This window comes from Desulfurella sp., assembly GCF_049977265.1.
Classification (GTDB): Bacteria; Campylobacterota_A; Desulfurellia; order Desulfurellales; family Desulfurellaceae; genus Desulfurella.
Map to the genome: position 1 here is coordinate 1 of NZ_JBMFGQ010000035.1, position 16,920 is coordinate 16,920.

16 protein-coding genes are annotated in these 16,920 nt (G+C 32.3%); 12 read left to right on the forward strand and 4 right to left on the reverse strand.

The window, feature by feature from the left end:
• From ACP5FO_RS06960 to ACP5FO_RS06975, 4 genes are all read left to right on the forward strand, one after another.
• The coding region (locus ACP5FO_RS06960; RefSeq protein ID WP_428110344.1) for a diguanylate cyclase domain-containing protein at positions 1-901 on the forward strand (901 nt) is incomplete at its 5' end.
• Positions 894-2,213 carry a glycosyltransferase family 2 protein gene (locus ACP5FO_RS06965; RefSeq protein ID WP_428110341.1) on the forward strand — a complete coding sequence of 440 codons (1,320 nt, stop codon included), beginning with the start codon at positions 894-896 and terminating at the stop codon, positions 2,211-2,213. The genes ACP5FO_RS06960 and ACP5FO_RS06965, both read left to right, overlap by 8 nt.
• Before the next feature lie 16 nt (positions 2,214-2,229).
• On the forward strand, positions 2,230-4,398 hold the full coding sequence (locus ACP5FO_RS06970) for a TolC family protein (RefSeq protein ID WP_428157243.1): 2,169 nt from the start codon (positions 2,230-2,232) through the stop codon (positions 4,396-4,398).
• Positions 4,388-5,389 carry an HlyD family secretion protein gene (locus tag ACP5FO_RS06975; protein WP_428157244.1) on the forward strand — a complete coding sequence of 334 codons (1,002 nt, stop codon included), beginning with the start codon at positions 4,388-4,390 and terminating at the stop codon, positions 5,387-5,389. The genes ACP5FO_RS06970 and ACP5FO_RS06975 overlap by 11 nt, the downstream gene beginning before the upstream one ends.
• Before the next feature lie 42 nt (positions 5,390-5,431).
• Here ACP5FO_RS06975 and ACP5FO_RS06980 read toward each other — a convergent pair whose 3' ends face one another.
• A complete protein-coding gene (locus ACP5FO_RS06980) occupies positions 5,432-7,171 on the reverse strand; it encodes a sensor domain-containing diguanylate cyclase (RefSeq protein ID WP_428157245.1) in 1,740 nt (579 codons plus the stop codon).
• A 496-nt stretch (positions 7,172-7,667) separates the two neighbouring features.
• On the opposite strand from ACP5FO_RS06980, the gene ACP5FO_RS06985 reads away from it, so the two are divergent.
• The gene (locus ACP5FO_RS06985; RefSeq protein WP_428110327.1) at positions 7,668-9,059 is read left to right on the forward strand and encodes an MFS transporter; all 1,392 of its coding nucleotides are present in this window, start codon (positions 7,668-7,670) and stop codon (positions 9,057-9,059) included.
• Between the two features lie 23 nt (positions 9,060-9,082).
• Entirely contained in the window at positions 9,083-10,108 is a 1,026-nt protein-coding gene (pstS, locus tag ACP5FO_RS06990) for a phosphate ABC transporter substrate-binding protein PstS (protein WP_428157246.1), read from the forward strand.
• A gap of 30 nt (positions 10,109-10,138) precedes the next feature.
• Here pstS and ACP5FO_RS06995 read toward each other — a convergent pair whose 3' ends face one another.
• Both ACP5FO_RS06995 and ACP5FO_RS07000 read right to left on the reverse strand, forming a co-directional pair.
• Positions 10,139-11,275: an ABC transporter permease gene (locus ACP5FO_RS06995; protein ID WP_428157247.1), complete on the reverse strand. Its 1,137-nt coding sequence runs from the start codon at positions 11,273-11,275 to the stop codon at positions 10,139-10,141.
• A gap of 32 nt (positions 11,276-11,307) precedes the next feature.
• Entirely contained in the window at positions 11,308-11,529 is a 222-nt protein-coding gene (locus tag ACP5FO_RS07000; protein ID WP_428157248.1) for a hypothetical protein, read from the reverse strand.
• Positions 11,530-11,725: 196 nt separating this feature from the next.
• Between ACP5FO_RS07000 and ACP5FO_RS07005 the strand changes: the two genes are divergently transcribed.
• From ACP5FO_RS07005 to ACP5FO_RS07030, 6 genes are all read left to right on the forward strand, one after another.
• Positions 11,726-11,995 (forward strand): hypothetical protein, encoded by a 270-nt coding sequence (locus ACP5FO_RS07005; RefSeq protein WP_428157249.1) that lies wholly within the window; start codon positions 11,726-11,728, stop codon positions 11,993-11,995.
• Between the two features lie 124 nt (positions 11,996-12,119).
• Complete coding sequence (locus ACP5FO_RS07010; protein ID WP_025391169.1) at positions 12,120-12,395, forward strand: hypothetical protein; 276 nt, start codon at positions 12,120-12,122, stop codon at positions 12,393-12,395.
• A 19-nt stretch (positions 12,396-12,414) separates the two neighbouring features.
• The gene (locus ACP5FO_RS07015; protein WP_428157250.1) at positions 12,415-12,975 is read left to right on the forward strand and encodes a hypothetical protein; all 561 of its coding nucleotides are present in this window, start codon (positions 12,415-12,417) and stop codon (positions 12,973-12,975) included.
• Positions 12,976-13,033: 58 nt separating this feature from the next.
• Positions 13,034-13,375: a DUF4870 domain-containing protein gene (locus ACP5FO_RS07020; protein WP_025391167.1), complete on the forward strand. Its 342-nt coding sequence runs from the start codon at positions 13,034-13,036 to the stop codon at positions 13,373-13,375.
• Positions 13,372-14,859, forward strand: coding sequence for a hypothetical protein (locus ACP5FO_RS07025; protein ID WP_428157251.1), 1,488 nt, complete (start codon positions 13,372-13,374; stop codon positions 14,857-14,859). Before ACP5FO_RS07020 ends, ACP5FO_RS07025 begins: the two co-directional genes overlap by 4 nt.
• A 28-nt stretch (positions 14,860-14,887) precedes the next feature.
• Positions 14,888-15,334, forward strand: a complete 447-nt coding sequence (locus ACP5FO_RS07030; protein ID WP_025391165.1) for a YMGG-like glycine zipper-containing protein — start codon at positions 14,888-14,890, stop codon at positions 15,332-15,334.
• Positions 15,335-15,584: 250 nt separating this feature from the next.
• Here ACP5FO_RS07030 and ACP5FO_RS07035 read toward each other — a convergent pair whose 3' ends face one another.
• A complete protein-coding gene (locus ACP5FO_RS07035; RefSeq protein WP_428157252.1) occupies positions 15,585-16,733 on the reverse strand; it encodes an SGNH/GDSL hydrolase family protein in 1,149 nt (382 codons plus the stop codon).
• Positions 16,734-16,920: the final 187 nt, after the last annotated feature.

Consider the following 16,920-nt stretch of genomic DNA (forward strand, 5'->3'; position numbering starts at 1 on the left):
TTTAGATTGGTACCAAGAATTGATTAGAAAAAATCTTCTTGCTTATAAAAAACTTATTGATAGGGTTAGACTTTGTAATAATTGTTCCAGTGCTCACATATATTTTGTTGATGTTTGCCCAAATTGTAAAAATATAGACATAAAACGCTCACGCTTTCTTCATTGTTTTGCATGTGGATATGTTGGCAGGCAGGAAGAATTTAGCAAAGGTTATGATTTAATATGCCCAAAGTGTAATACTCATCTAAAACATATTGGAGTAGATTATGATTTGCCTACTGCACAATATATTTGCAACAATTGTGGTTATGTGTTTGAAGAACCTGAAACAATATACCGCTGTATTGCGTGTGGAGAAGAAGGCAGTCCGGATAAGTTAAATATACAAGAATTTTACAGCATTGAAATGACTTTGTATGGTAGAGAATGGCTTTTACTTGAGCAAAAGAAAATTATATTTTCAGTGTTAAATGAAAGCTTAAAATATGTTTCTTTAGAATATTTTCAACTCTTATTAGATTGGTTTATAAAACTTTACAAAAGAGATAGTAATTTTTCATTTGCTTTGGCGCTAATTAAGTTTCAGAATATCGAAGAAATAATTCAATTCTATGGAATCAGTCAATCTATAGAAATTTATAGAGCATTAGCGCAACGCATAAGCGAGATGCTACGCAATACAGATATTGTGTGCAGAGACGACGAATACAAATTATGGATTTTTTTACCTGCTACGAAAAAAAAAGGTATTTGTAATAGAATTAATGAACTAGTCAACAGTATACAACCAGAAAACGGTGTAAAAATTAAAGTTTACATCAATATACAATACTCTTCTGAAATAGACTCAGAAATTAATGCTGAATTTTTAATGAATAAATTGGATTCAAAAAATGATTGATTCAATTTATTTAGCTTTTTCTAACATAATAGCATCTCATAATTCACTTTTGGTATTCATACTTATGTTTACGCCTTTTATAGTATTTTTTGAGGGCCCTTTGCAACTAATAACAATGGTAGGCATATTTAGATTTGCAAAACAACAATTAGCACAAAGTGATTTATTAACTCAACTACCAAATGTTAGTTGTTGCATTACTTGTTATTCTGAAGGAAAAAGCGTTATAAATACAATCAAATCTTTAACTTTTCAAACATATCCTGGTTTAATTGAAATCATAGCTATTGTCGATGGCGCGCTACAAAATAAAGATACTTTGCTAGCCGTACAAAGTTGTAAAGAATTTGTCGAAAACACTACTAATAGAAAATTACTTATAATACCTAAATGGCAGCGAGGTGGTAGGGTTTCTTCTTTAAATACAGCACTAAAAATAGCTTGTGGGGAGATCTTTATGGCTTTAGATGGAGATACTTCTTTTGATAATAACATGGTAGTAAATGCTGTTAAACAATTTAACAATGACAATATAATTGCAGTTGCTGGCAATTTGCGCGTAAGAAATGCTAGCAAATCATTAGCTACGAGGCTTCAAGCCTTAGAATATATTTTGAGTATATCTGCTGGCAAAACAGGTTTGTCTGCTTTTGGTATTGTAAATAATATATCTGGGGCTTTTGGGGTTTTTAGAAAGAAAATTTTGGACTTAATAGGTGGGTGGGATACTGGTACAGCAGAAGATCTTGATATTACAACAAGAATCAAGCAATACTTTGGAAGAAATAAAAACTGGAAAATTGTTTTTGACCCTTATGTAATAGGGCATACAGATGTGCCAGAAACATTTTTGGGTTATTTTAAACAAAGGCTTCGTTGGGAAGGAGATTTATTTTATCTCATAGGTCGTAAATATTTGGATAATATAAGACCAAGATTGTTAAATTGGGCTAATTATATATCAACAATAATTATAACCTATTTTATGCAAATTATTTTACCATTTGTTATAACTTTTTATACCATCTATTTGTTTTACACCCTACCAAGCGCATATGTTTTAGCTTTATATTTTATGGTTTACTTATTTTATGTATTTGTTTTGTTTACATATTTTTTATTATACTGGCTTTTGATATCCGATAGATTAAACGAAGACATTATTTACTTTTTATATATACCTGTATTTCCTTTTTTTGCATTTTTTTCCAGAATCAATGCTGCATTGGCAATCACGCACTCTGTAATAAACAAGTCGCATTTGGATTCGAGTATGGCGCCTTGGTGGGTTTTAAAAAAGGGTAAATTTTGATATGAGTCTAAATAAAATGAAAGTGTCAATTTTTATTTGTTTAGTTTTATTTTTAATTCCGTATGATTGCAAAGCAAAAACAATCACTTTGGAACAATTGCAACAATTAATACAAAAAGATCCCAATATTGAAATAGCGCAAAAAGAATATAATATTGCAAAATCACAGGTTGATATAAATGAATCTGCTCTTTCTCCAACACTATTTAGCAGTGTAACCTATACAAACTATTCAAATCCTGTCCAAACTTCTACTTACAATGTTTCTACTACAAACCAAAACGGCTTAACAAATAATTATAGCGAAACACTAACTCCGCAACAACAAAGATACAATAATATTTCTGCAAATATTGGTTTGAGCATACCGTTGTTTGGCAGCCATCAAAACCTAAAGCGAGACTTAATTGTAAGTAAATCTATATTAAACCAAAACTCTACAAACATAGAACTACAAAAATGGCAAGCAATTAAATCCTTAATTTATGCTTATTCAGAGTATTATGTAAGATCCATCCAGATAGATTTAGCTAAAGGTTTTTTACATGACGAAAGCTTAGTAAAAGATATTTTATTGAAAAGACAAAAAGCTGGGTTAATATTGGATTCAGATAGGTTAGAATTAAATACAGAATTTGGCGCAGTAAAACGCAATGAGTTTGTTTATTTGAAACAATCTCATGATGCATTAAATACTCTACAATTGCTAACCGGAAAAACATTAAATAATATAGAGTTGGCCTATCCTTATTTGAATACAGATTTTATAACAAAACAAGTTTTAATAGAATCTATGTATAAAAATCCTCAAATAAAGCTATACACAGAAAAATTAGAAGGTTATAAAAAAGCATTGAGTGAAACCGGCTCAATATTTTCATCTGGTAGCTTAAGTGTTTCAACGGGTGTTCAAAATAGTTTTCAGGGAGGTATGGGGTGGAATGTATCAGCTACTTTAAACATAGGTATGCCCCTGCTTGAGAAAAAATGGTATGACGCTACATATTCCAAGGCATTTTTGGAAATGCAAAAAGCCGAATTAGAGTTAGAAAACCAAAAGAAAGCTTTTAAAAACGCATGTGGTAGTTATTATTTGCAGCTTTACTCAAGAAAAGAAAATTTAGAGTTAGCTGAAGAAAGATTTAATGCTGCTCTTGTAAGTTATAATACTGCAAAACTAAGAAAGCCAATCAATCCTGGAGATTACTTTTATAATGTAGTAAAGTCTAAATACTATTTATATCAAACTGCAAATGATTATCTTGAAGCTTTACTTGAGTATTTTAAAGCGCAGGCAGACTTACTTGGGTTAATTGGCTATGATGATATTATGTACAAAAAAGATGCAATTAATGACAAAAATGAAGGTATAATTTCGAATATAAAAAGTGTTTTTAATGTACCTAAAATAAATTATCAAAATGGTGCATATTTGAGTTGGTATTTATGGAATGGTTTATCTTGGTATAAAAAATTAGGTGAAAATTTTTGGGATAAAATTCCTAAATCAACAAAAAGAATTTTTTTGTCTTTAAATAGCCAAGAAATACAGCTTGTAAGGTCTAATCAAAAAGATGCAGATGTATTAATAAAATTTATAAAACAAGCAAAACAAAGAGATATAAAAGTAGAATTGCTATTAGGTGATCCTTATTGGGTATTAAGCAAATATAGAACTAATCTAATAAATATAATTAAAAATCTTCAAAGATTTCCTTTTGATGGTATACAGCTTGATATAGAAAAAAGTCAGCTTCCTCTTAAAGATAGGCATCTTTGGGAAAATGGTATAGTTAAAATAATATCGGAAGTTAAAAAAAATACTTCTTTGCCTATTGGATTATCTATGAATTATATGGAAGCTGAAAACAAGATTTTATTAAATGAACTTAAAAAAGCTGGTTTAAACGAAGTTATTCTTATGATATACACTACAAATACTAAAAGAATTATAGAAATTTCAGATAATATTATAAAGCAAAACCCTAACTTGTATTTTAGCATTGCATTATCTTGCGAGCCAACATCTGTTTTGCCACAATACAATACCTTTGCGCAGTTTGGTGCAAATAACTCACTATTAAAATGGGAAGATTTGTATAAGTATTTTTCTACAATAGATAATTTTTTAGGTATAACAATACAATCACTTGAAGATTTTTGGAATTTAAAAAATGAAAATTAAATTTAACAGCCCCCCTTCATCTCCAAATGAAGTTAGCGGTTTAAAAGTTAATTATGCGCCTCCAAAAAGACCAATTTCAAAATGGCGTTTTAGGGTTGTGCTTATATTATTTTTACTGCCATTTTTAGTTTTTGGTGTATATTTGATTTATAAAATTACTTACAATCTATTGTTTATTAATGCACCTGGATACTTAATTATTAACCAAATAACAATCAAAGCTCCTTATGATGGAAAAGTAGTATATATAAAAAAACAAGGGGATAAAATTTATAAAAATGAAATTATAGCAAAGATAGAAAACACCTTAATAGAAAACCAATATAAAGAATTATTAAAGAATTTGAAACAAATTCAATTAACGGATAGTTATAAAAATAACACTAAATTAGTAGAAATTGCTAAAAAAATGTATGAAAACCGATTAAAAACTTATCAAAAAATAGTAGATTTAAAACAGCAAGGTGCAGCGACAACAGATGAAGTAACCAATGCACTTTCTCAGCTTAATTCCGCTGAAATTTCTTATCTTCAAGCAAAGTCAAGCTTAGAGAGTAGTAAAAATATTAGTATACCTATTGCCGATAATATGAGATTAAACGAATTGGAATCCATATTGAAGACTTTAACTATAAGGTCACCAGAAAATGCAACAATTGCTTTAAATCTTGTCAAAGAAGGAGAAGTGGTCAGTAAAAACGAAGATTTAATGGTATTGCAAAATAATAATGATCTTATTATAGAAGCTTTTTTGGGTCCAAATAAAATAAAACATGTCTTTCTTGGTAAAAAAACCAAAGTAATATTTCCAAACGGAAAATCAATACAAGCTGAAGTTATTGGTTTAAAACTACAAACTCAAAAAACCCCACCAATTTTAGTATCCCCGTTTACAAAAGAGGATTTATCGGTAGTAGTTGAATTAAAACCAATTAGTGTTATTCCTAAAAATTTAATGATCAATTATATGCCTGTAAAGGTTATTTTTTAAAAAGCTGCCAAATTTTTTAGAAAATTATAAAAATAAGTTTACTCAGGAATTATTATTATAAATAACCCAAAAATCTTCTCTTTTGGTTTTTTGCTTTTTGCTTTCATACATAGCTATATCTATATAGCGCATTATGTTATCTGGTAAAGTGGGGCTTTTTTTGGAATATAAATATACTCCCATGCTTAAACCTACTTTAACAAAAGTATTTGGCTTTATTTCTATTGGATCACATACTGCTTTTTTTATTTTGGCAAATATTTTTTTCAGATGACTTGTGTTTTTTATTGATTCAAGCAAAATTACAAACTCATCTCCGCCCAAGCGCACAACGAAGTCGCTTTTTCTAAGAGTTTGAGTAAGTCTTTTTGCTATGTTTTTTAAAACAATATCTCCTGCTTCATGGGAGAAAGTATCGTTTATGGATTTAAAGTCGTCTAAGTCTATCATGCAGGCAGCTAATATATTGTTGTTTCTGTTTGCACGCTCGATGGCTTTTGGAAGCTCAAGCTCCAAATAGCGCCTGTTTGCAAGACCGGTAAGCGTATCGTGGAAAGCTTGAAATTTTAGCTGCTGTCTTGTTTTGTATAATTCTGTTGTATCAATTGCACTCCATATAATACCTGGACCGCTTGGAAGCTCAATTAAAGATCCAGTGACTTCTGCCCACACAATTGAGCTGTCTTTGCGTTTGAAATTATATTCTATGGTTATATTTTCATTTGGCTTTTCAAAAAGCTTTCTAAAATGTCTTTCAAATAATTCAAATGATTCTTGGTCTTTGTGTATTATGCTTGCACTTCTACCAACCAGTTCAGCCCTTTCATACAAAAGCGTTTTAGAAATGCTTGGGTTTGCGTCAACTATGATTCTATTTTTATCTACAATAAGTATACCTGCTGCATTGTTTTCAAAAAGAGCCTTGTGGTATTTCAATGATTGTTCTAATTGTTTTTGAGTGTCTACAAGCTGTTTTTCGATGATTTTCTGCTCAGTTACAACTCTAGCTACCCCAAGTACACCAATAATTTCTCCGGATTCATTTTTGTATGGTACTTTTATAACATCTAAGTGAAGATATTTTCCTGCGACATTACCTGATTCATCAAATCTGCCAGGTTTTTTTGTAGACAAAACTATATTATCTGAATCCATGCAGAGCTCTACAAATGTGTGATAATTTGGATCATCTGATTTCTGAGCTTTTATTCTTTGGGCAAAGTACAAATCAGTTTTTCCAATTGGCTCATTTGTGTCTTTTGCAAAAAGAAGATGATCGCAAATTGCCTTGTTTGCAAATAGGTATTTTTTATTGGTGTCTTTGAGCCATATCATGTCTGGCACCAAATCTGTAATTTCTCTTAGAAACCGCTCCTGCTGTTTTATTTTCTTTTCATTTTCTTTAAGTTGTGTAATGTCAATAAAGTAATGTAGGTAAATATTTTCGTCTATAGCTACCCAGTGAGATTGCCAGTATCTGCCTAACAGGTATAATTCTTCTGTTAAATGCTCTTTTTTATTTAACGCTATGTCTGAAACACAAAAATAGCACTTCATAGAAGGCAGGATTTTGCCTTGCTTAAATAACTGCTTTTGCTCTTGGCTTAATGTTTTGCCTTTCCAGAGCTCAAGCCAGCACAATCCGCCTACTTTTGAATTGAATAACTCAAAAGCTGATTTATTTTGCAAAAGTATTTTGTGGTTTTTATCTACAAGCAATGCAGGTATTTGTATGCCATCCAGCATTTTTTGAATGAGTTTATAGTCTGATTCTTTGTCCATTTAGCTCCTCTAGTTCTTTAAGCTCTTGTTTGTCCATTGGTTTATAAAACAAATAACTCTGTAGTAGTCACAGTTTATTATTAATTTTTAAATACAAATAATACTGATAAAATCCGTTAATTATGGACAACGCTATAATTTTAACTAAATCTAATGCATTGTCAAGAATGTTGTGTAAATTCATAAAATTCTCCAGACTATGCAAATTTCACTAAGTTGCCCATCTTTATCTTCTACAGTCTAATAATGCTATTTAATTATAAGAGAATATATATTGTGTTTACCGTCTTTTATTTTGAAAAAAGATGTTATTTAGCTAAAGTTATATAAAAATTTTTGTTTTTTGACATTTTAACATTGTGGTTTAATTTTCAAATTAATTACATAATATAATAGATTTTTTAATATTTATAACCTTTATTTTACAATACCTTGATGAATTTTTAACACATCATCTTGTAATATGTACCAGAATAAAATTTTAGGGGGTGAATGTATGGAAAGCGATGTAACTCAAAACACTGTAGCAGATGCTTTAAACAGATCCGAATTTAGTATTTTCCACATTAAAGCAATGTTTGCTTCTGCCATGGGGTTTTTTACTTCTGCTTACGATTTGTTTATTATTGGAACAGCTTTGACTTTAATTAAGTCAGAGTGGAATTTGTCTGGCACGCAAATAGGCTTGATTGGTTCAATTTCTCTTATTGCCACTTTTGTTGGGGCATTTGTTTTTGGCAAACTTGCAGATATTTTAGGCAGAAAATCGATTTATGGTCTTGAAGCTACTTTAATGGTTATTGGAGCTATTTTATCAGCATTTTCTCCAAATGTAGCATGGCTTTTAGTTGCAAGGGTTATATTGGGTCTTGGTATAGGTGGAGATTACCCTTTATCTGCTGTCATAATGAGTGAATATGCAAACGCAAAATCAAGGGGTCGAATGGTATCGCTTGTATTTAGTGCGCAGGCGCTGGGGCTTATCGCTGGTCCTATGGTAGCACTAACGCTCCTTGCTGCTGGTGTTAACCACGACCTTGCCTGGAGACTCATGCTTGGTCTTGGAGCATTGCCTGCTGCAAGCGTAATATATTTAAGAAGAAAATTACCAGAATCACCAAGGTGGTTATCGCGCGTTAAGGGTTTGAAAGAAAAAGCTGCTAAAGAGCTCACCTCATTTTCTTTAGGAACAATAACTTTAGAAAAAACTAACGATCCTATAGTAAAACAATCTTTATGGAAATATATTGTAACTCTAATTGGAACGGCAGGAAGCTGGTTTTTGTTTGATTATGCTTATTATGGCAATACTATTTCAACACCGCTTATTATGAAAGATATAGCACCGCATGCTGATATTATAACCAGCACTGCACTTAGTCTTTTGTTATTTGCAGTAGCTGCTGTTCCAGGGTATTTTCTTGCAGCAGCAAGTGTAGACAAAATAGGACATAAAAAACTTCAAATGATCGGTTTTTTTATGATGGGACTAATGTTTTTGCTTATAGGAATATTGCCTGATGTAGTGCACATGTTTTCTGTTTTTATTGTGTTGTATGGATTGTCTTACTTTTTCGCAGAATTTGGGCCAAATACAACAACCTTTATCTTATCTGCTGAAGTTTTTCCTGTAAATTTACGCACCACAGGACATGGTTTTTCTGCTGGAGCTGCTAAAGTAGGGGCTTTTTTAGGTGCGTTTTTGTTTCCTATTTTGTACCATACGCTTGGTTTATCAAATACTTTGAAGATTACATTTCTATTTTCTCTGGCAGGTCTGTTTGTAACAGCCATTTGTCTAAAAGAACCAAGCGGTAAAACACTTGAGGATATTTCTAACGAGGACAAAAAACTAGATAATCTGGTAAGGGTACCTGTTTCACATTAATTATTTTTTAGGAGGTTTTAGCAATGTTTAAAAAAGTAGCAAAGCTACTGTTGTTTGGGGTTTTTGCGCTAAGCAGTCTTGCTTTTAGCCCGACACGATCGTATGCAGGGTTTTCAATTAACGGAGCCGGTTCTACATTTGCATATCCAGTTTATACAAAATGGGCTTATGAGTACGAGAGGGCAACTGGCAACAAAGTGAATTATCAAGGTGTAGGCTCAGGTGCAGGTATACAGGAGGTTAGCCAGGGCACGGTTGCTTTTGGTGGCACAGATATGTGTCTATCAAAAGAAGAATTGGAAAAGAAAGATTTAGTTCAGTTTCCTTCTATGGTAGGTGGTATTCTAATTGTGGTTAACATACCCGGCATTAAAAATAACGAATTAAAATTAAGCAACGCTGTTATACCAGAAATATTTATGGGGCAAATTAAATACTGGAATGATCCTCGTATAGAAAAAGACAATCCAGGGCTTAAACTTCCCCATCTACCAATCACTGTAGTTCATAGAGCGGATGGTTCTGGTACAAACTGGAATGTTACTTACTGGCTAAGTCAGATTAGCAAAGCTTGGAATGAAAAAGTTCATTACGGCCTATCTGTAAACTGGCCAGTAGGCGTTGGCGGAAAAGGCAATATGGGTGTGTCAAACTATGTAAAACAGATAAAAGGCTCGATTGGCTATGTTGAGTATGCATTCTGGCTACAAAATCATCTAACAAGCGTAGAATTGCAAAACAAAGCAGGTAAATGGGTTATACCAAGTATAGCAGCCTTCAAAGAAGCTGCAGCAAAAGCACAGTGGGCTCCTCAAAACGGTTTTTGTCAATCTCTAGCATATCAGCCTGGTGTAAACACATGGCCTATAGTATCTGGCACATTTGTGCTTATTCCTAAAAAACCTACATTACCACACAAAGAAGCAGCTGAGTTTTTCAAATGGGGTTTTGCCCATGGTGACAAAGCTGCTGAAAGTTTGGGCTATATTCCACTGCCCCAGTCAACCAAAAATACAATCTCAAAGTACCTACAAGATAATGGCTTATAATATATAAAGAGGGATGCCCCTCCCTCTTTATTAACCTCTAAAAACATCAAAAGGTTCTATCTTTAAAACTTTTCTTATGCCAATATAACTTGAGAATCCTGCAATTGCCAATACCATTAAAAATGCAACAAGCATGTTTTTATATGTGACAACTGCTGCGTAATTTTGTATATTTGCCTTAGATATAGCGATAACTAAAGATGAAATCATAATACCAAAACCGTAGCCTATAAAGCTTGTCACAGAAACTTGAAACAGTATTATTGAAACTAGTTCATACTTTTTTGCTCCTATTGCTTTTAGAGCACCAAACTTTTCAAGGTTTTCAAGAACAAAAGCATAAAACGTTTGTCCTGCAATCGATAAACCTACAATAAAACTAATAAGCGTCATCATCATTATGCTTATACCCATACCTGTTTTATATTCGTAAAAATTTTCTATTGTTTTTTGAAACTGTTTTTGGGTTAAAGCTTTATAGCCTAATTTTTTAACTTGCTTTTGAATGTAGGGAATATCCTTTGAACTTTTTGGGTTTATCAAGATATAAGAAATAGAGTATCTGGTTTGTGGCAAATCCCGAGTAGCTCGTGTATATGTAGTATAAAGTGTGGGTATGCCAAAAAGACCACCGCTGGTTGTATTTGCAAGCGCCACTATTATTGCTCTGTGATCATTTATGCTTAAAATCGATCCAATTCCAGGTGAGCCTATTTTTTTATAATCAGAATCTTTTACGCCAATAAAAGCATCAGAATTGTAAATTTTGTTTAAGTTGCCTTTTATTATGGGAGGCCTACCAAAAAGTGTTGTATCATCCAGACCTATAATGCTTACAGATTGATATTTACCGTTGGCAAGTTTTGCTAAACCAGATCCAAAGTAAATTGGTACAGCCATAGCAACGCCTTTTATACTTCTTACATAATCAAGTACATAGTTTGGCATAGGAATTGAGTTCATATCGTTTTCTACCGAAGGATCCATCACCCACATCTTTGCATTGATATTAATTACATTTGATGTAGATTTTCTGATAATGCCAGCAAACATAGAAGTCATCTGATTCATTAAAAATACAGCAAATGTAATGCCAAGAATTAGGGTAAAAAATTTACCCTTATCGTTTGTAAGTAGCTTAAGTGCAATTTTTAAAAGACCTTTCATCTTATCCCCAAAACTTTGCAAAAGAAAACTAATTAATTGTAATATTTAAAAAGCTTTATGTAAACAATTTTATTTATTATTTTTCCTTTTGCAGGTATTTTAGTGCCGTCTTCAAACTCAATTACTATTAAAAACACATTGTCATTATTCAAAAGCTCATTGTCTTTTGCAGAAAACCACAAATATAATCTGCAGAAATCTTTGTTATGTTTTATTGGTTTTTTGCTGTTTAGTTTTAAGAGAAACGTAAACACCTTCTAAAATCCAGTTCATTTCTAATGAGCCCTCTTATGTTACAGGTATACGTAGTAAATATTTTATCTTGAGCTATATTAGATAATTTTATATTTATTTCTTGAATTAATTTTTAAACTTATTAAATTTTACATTAATTTTACTTAAATGTGATACGAATTATATTAACTAAAAATAAAAGAATGGGAGGTTTTTATGTTAAAAAAAGTTTTGTTTTCTTTAGTAGTCCTTGGTTTTGTTTATGGGCAGTCTTTTGCTGCAGAAAAGAAACCACCTACTCCACCACCACCACACAAATGTGTTATTTGTGGTAAGGTGATTGTAACAAGAGGACCATGTCCACAAATAACTTGCCCCCGCCCTATACCAGGTCCTGTTCCTAAACCCAAGCCAAAGCCAAAACCAATACCAAATCCTAACCCGCATCCAGGTCCAAAACCACATCCAGGTCCACAGCCTCAGTGAAAGATTAGCAGGTTAAATGGCTTTAGACTGTTTGTTGTTTAACAAGCAGTCTAAAGTAAGGTGTGATTTTTAAATTGGGTATGTTTTAGTAACTTAATTTTTTCTTTCCAATGCAGGAGGAAAAATGAAGAGACTTATTCTTACAAGCCTGGTTTTGTTTGGAACAATTGCTTTATTTACATTTTTTACATTCAATTATACTCAGGCTTCAAACTTTCAAACTCAAGGTATTAATACTAACCATACTACTATTAGAAGTGCAGATGATCCAGGTGCTCCTTGGACAGGCCCTGCCGATTCAAATGGCGGTATACCAGGTGCTTGGGGAATAAATGGTGGCGTAGGCGGTGGAGGGGGCATAGGTAATCATCTATGCAACACCAAAAAAATAAAGCAATAGAATTATTAAGAGGTGATCTATGAAACATAAATTTATATTTTTATTTGTCTTTTTAATTATAATTTTTAGCTATAACTTTGCTATGGCTCAAAGCTGTTTTTGGCATGGAAGATGGGTACCACTTCAACATATCAGTAATGTTACAGTAGAAGGTTTTAGAGATGCACGACTTGTGGGACAGTGCAAACTTAATGCACCAAGTTATACAATAAACGGCGAAATGATAAATGTGTGGGAAGCTCCAAATGAGTATCCAGGACAATTGCTTGTCCACAACGGCGATCAAGGACCACAACCTACATATCAAACCTGGATAATGCAAACATCAGCTCCAGCTCCTGGTCCAACATGCACATGGCAAGGGCAAGAAGTACCACTTCAACACATTAGTAACGTAACAGTAGAAGGTTTTAGCGATGCACAACTTGTAGGTCAATGTCAGCTCCACGCTCCAAGTTATTGCATAAATGGAGAGTATGTAAATGTATGGAAAGCCCCAAACGAATATCCAGGAAAATTGCTTGTCCACAATGGCGATCAAGGACCACAGTGTACGTACCAAACCTGGATAATGCAATAATATTATTAATGAGCTTTGTGACCAAACTCAAAGTTTGGTCACAAAATTGGGAGTTAATATGGATAAAACCTCTCTTGGTCTTGAAGAAAATATGGAAGCTTCCCTCTCATACATAATGTTTTTTATAAGTGGTATTTTCTTTTTAATAGTGGAAAAAGAAAATAAATTTGTTCATTTTCACTCGTTGCAGTCTACAATTACGTTTCTTATTTTCTTTAGTGCTCAAATAATACTTATGCCTTTAATTGGCGTTCCTGTATTAAATATTTTAGTAGACATTATTCGCTACTTACTAAATGTTTTAAGTATTATTGTATGGCTTGTTTGTATGTATAAGGCTTATAATCACGAAAAATACAAGCTTCCTTTAATAGGTGACATAGTGGAGAAAATTGTATGAAAAAATATTATAAAATACTATTCATAGCAATTTTTATTTTTTTAGGCTTTTCAAAAGCCTTTGGTGATGATTATCTTTTCTATAAATGCAACAATAAAGAACTTAAAATTAAAGCTTTGTACTTTTATACGCAAAATGCATATATCAATAAACCCAACACTATAAAAAAGCTGCAAAGGGCTGGATATAAAAATCTTGCAAGTTCGTTTGATCTTGCAACAAAAAATCTAACATGCAAAATAGGTCAAAATATTTATAAAGTAACAATTGGTGGTCAAGCTGGCAACCCTAACCCAATGGGTAATTGTGGAGCTTTTTTTAGTCATTGGATAATAATTACAAAAAACAATAAAATAATTTTGCCCAGAACTTTATTCCAAAGTTGTAATTCGGAAAGTGCAATCTCTGAAATTGCAATAAACTCTAATGGCAAAATGCAAAATTTAACTACAAAACCATATGAAAATACTCAAACTTTTCAGGTTATAAAACCAAATAATATAAAAGTTGTAGATGTAGGAAGTGCTATAAGTGGGATAACTGCAGATAAATTTGGAAACGTATGGACCTCTAGTTATGTAGGTAAATTCATAGCAAAAATTAATCAGGATGAAAAGGTTACGTATTACAACATCAATGCCCACCCATTATCTATAGCTTCCGATAGTAAAGGAAACATTTTTGTCTTAACTAGTGAAGGTAATATAGTTAAACTCAATCAAGAAGGTCGCATAATAGAAACATACGAAGTGCCCCTGTTGCATTCAAATGCAGATCATATTTTTATAGACCCGCACAACAATATATGGGTAGGCTCATGGATAAGCAGACAGATTTTAGAGCTGAGCGAAAATGGCAAACTAATAAAAACCTACCAACTGGAATCTGCATCAGACCCCATGAGTATGGATAAAGCAGGTAATTTATGGATTATTGGTGAGTATGGGGGAATTGAAATACTATACCCAAACGGCTACATAAAAAAATGTTCTCTTAAAAAAGAAGACTTTTCGTCGCCTATAGCTACACAAAATAACACTGCCTGGGTAGTGGAAGGAAAGCTTATTAACGACCCTGACAATCCTGTTGTGCTTATAAAACATATTAATTACAATTGCCAAATCTTGCCTCAGACTTATCGGCTAAATATACAACCAGCTGGATTGGCAATTGATAGTAATTCAAATCTTTGGGTTTCTGGAAATATGCTTCATGGTGGAGGGTTTTTAAAAGAACTTAATAATGGAAAAGTAAAACATACCTATTCTCTTGGAAAATCTGCCAGCAATTTAATAGCTAGTGATTTAGTAATAGATAAGTATGGCAATGTGTGGGTTGTAGCTGGAGAAAATGCAGATAGAGTTATAAAATTTACACATCTATTTGCCCAAACCCACAAAAGTCCACAACCACCCTCTGGGTTAAATCCACACCTTCCAATAGCCATACATCATACTTTTCCAGAAAATAACATAGGTAAATAATTTTATTTTAATGATTATGGAGGCTAAAATGAATTTTAAAGTTAGGATTGTGTCTTTTATGCTTCTGCTGACGCTTGTTGTTACCACTTTAAATCTAACGGGATGTCAACCAATGTCTCAACCGCCAACTCAGGCTAGTTATCAGGGTGCTGGCGTAGGTGCAATTTTAGGAGCTGTTGCTGGAGCATTATTAAGTCCAAACAATAGATGGAAAGGTGGAGCTATTGGAGCTGCTTTAGGAGCTGTATCTGGTTATACTCTATCTCAAATACAATCGCAATCTGCCAACCAAGCTGCCTACTATAACCAACCAGTTCAATACCAAACAACTGCCAATAATGGAGTAGAAGGTACAGTTCAGGCTTATCCTATAGGCTACAATCCATACACAGGTTGTAAAAAAGTAAGAATTAGAACCTGGCAAAACGGTCAGCTCATAAACGATATAGTAAAAGAAGTATGTCCAGCACAATAATTAAGCTTATGTACTATGATACTCCTTTAACAGAACTTTTTTCTAATACAAATTCCGTTTGTGAGCTCTAAACTTACCATTTTCTAAAAAGTCTTAATTGCAGCTTTTATTTGGACAAATCAAGGCTGCAATTATTTGTGTTTATTATAGTTTTTAAAAATCATACTATCCTAAAACAAAAATTTGATTTGATATGAAGGAAGTATTCAATTGTAACATATATGTTTATCTGTTTATAATTTAGTTAAACTTATGAGTTAGATTTATAAGGATAAAAGGTCTTAACTATTTTTGATACAAATTGAGCTATTATTTTTTGTGTATAAGCGCTGGGATGTACACCATCCCAGAAAAGGTAATGTGAATAGTAAGGTTTACCATTTAAACAAGCCTTCATTCCTTCTGAATAAGTGTTAATTATACCGTAAGCTTTTGGGTTGCCTATAAGTTTTTCAAACATTAAACCAGTATTTAGTATTAATATTTTTGATTTTGTTTGATTTTTAATACTATCGATCATCTGTTGCAAATATATATTGTAAAGCTCAACATAAATTGAAGCTAAAGCTTGTGCTTTGAAACCCGATTGAATTAAAGCAGGTGTATCCTGTATAGGTGGAAGATTTAATATGATTATATGTTTTGCTCCAAGCTTTAAAAGTTCTCTTACGCCATAAACAGTCTGAGATACTGCAGTTTGTGCAGTACTCCAAATAAGTAAACCAATAGCTGTATTAAAATCTTTTGTTTGCATATATAAAAAATACATGCGGTAAAGTAAATTTGGTTCTATGCCAGCATTGATAGCATATGAAGGATTGTTTGTAAAAATTGTTTTTTCAAAAGCTATAGATTGTTTGGCTGCAACAAAAAAGTTATTTGCGCCAATCCATATGCCAATTAAGTCATTTGGTTTAAACTTTTTTTGATTTATAGCAAAACTTTGAATTTCTGTTAAAAAACTTGGTAATTGTGGTGTTACAAAAAAAGGCTTAAATGAACTCCAGCTAGTATTTTCTAAGTTATTATATATATTGGCTTTACCATTTAAGCCTTTTGCAGTTATTGGACCGGTAAAAGCTCCACCTACAGCATAATCATTTGAAGGTTTAAATTTAAAATGTGCAATTCGTGGAAAATCTTCTGCCCATACTGGACCATTTGAAAATCTGTTTTGATAGTATGGCACAGGTGGTAAAAAAACACCGGTTAATCTGGGTATATTTCCATTGTCGCTTAAACTATCACCAAAAACATACCAATTACCAAGAGCACGTGCGTTTTGAAAAGTTATTAGTAAAAAAAACAGATATAAAACGATAATCTGTTTGTTTTTTTTGTTAAAAATTAATCTGTATCCTTTTGTTGGGATAGATTGTTTAATTTTTTTATTTTTCATTTATACTACCTCTTTTTTTAGTATCCACTTCCTGAGTTTCTAAAATCTATATCAGTATTGTCATCTATGCTTAATACTTCATTTAGTCTTGCTCCGGTATGTTTTAAAAACAAAAAGGCAATCCAGTATCTGCCACGTTTTTTGCGATAGTTTTTATCAGACTTATCGTAATAGTTCATAAACTCTT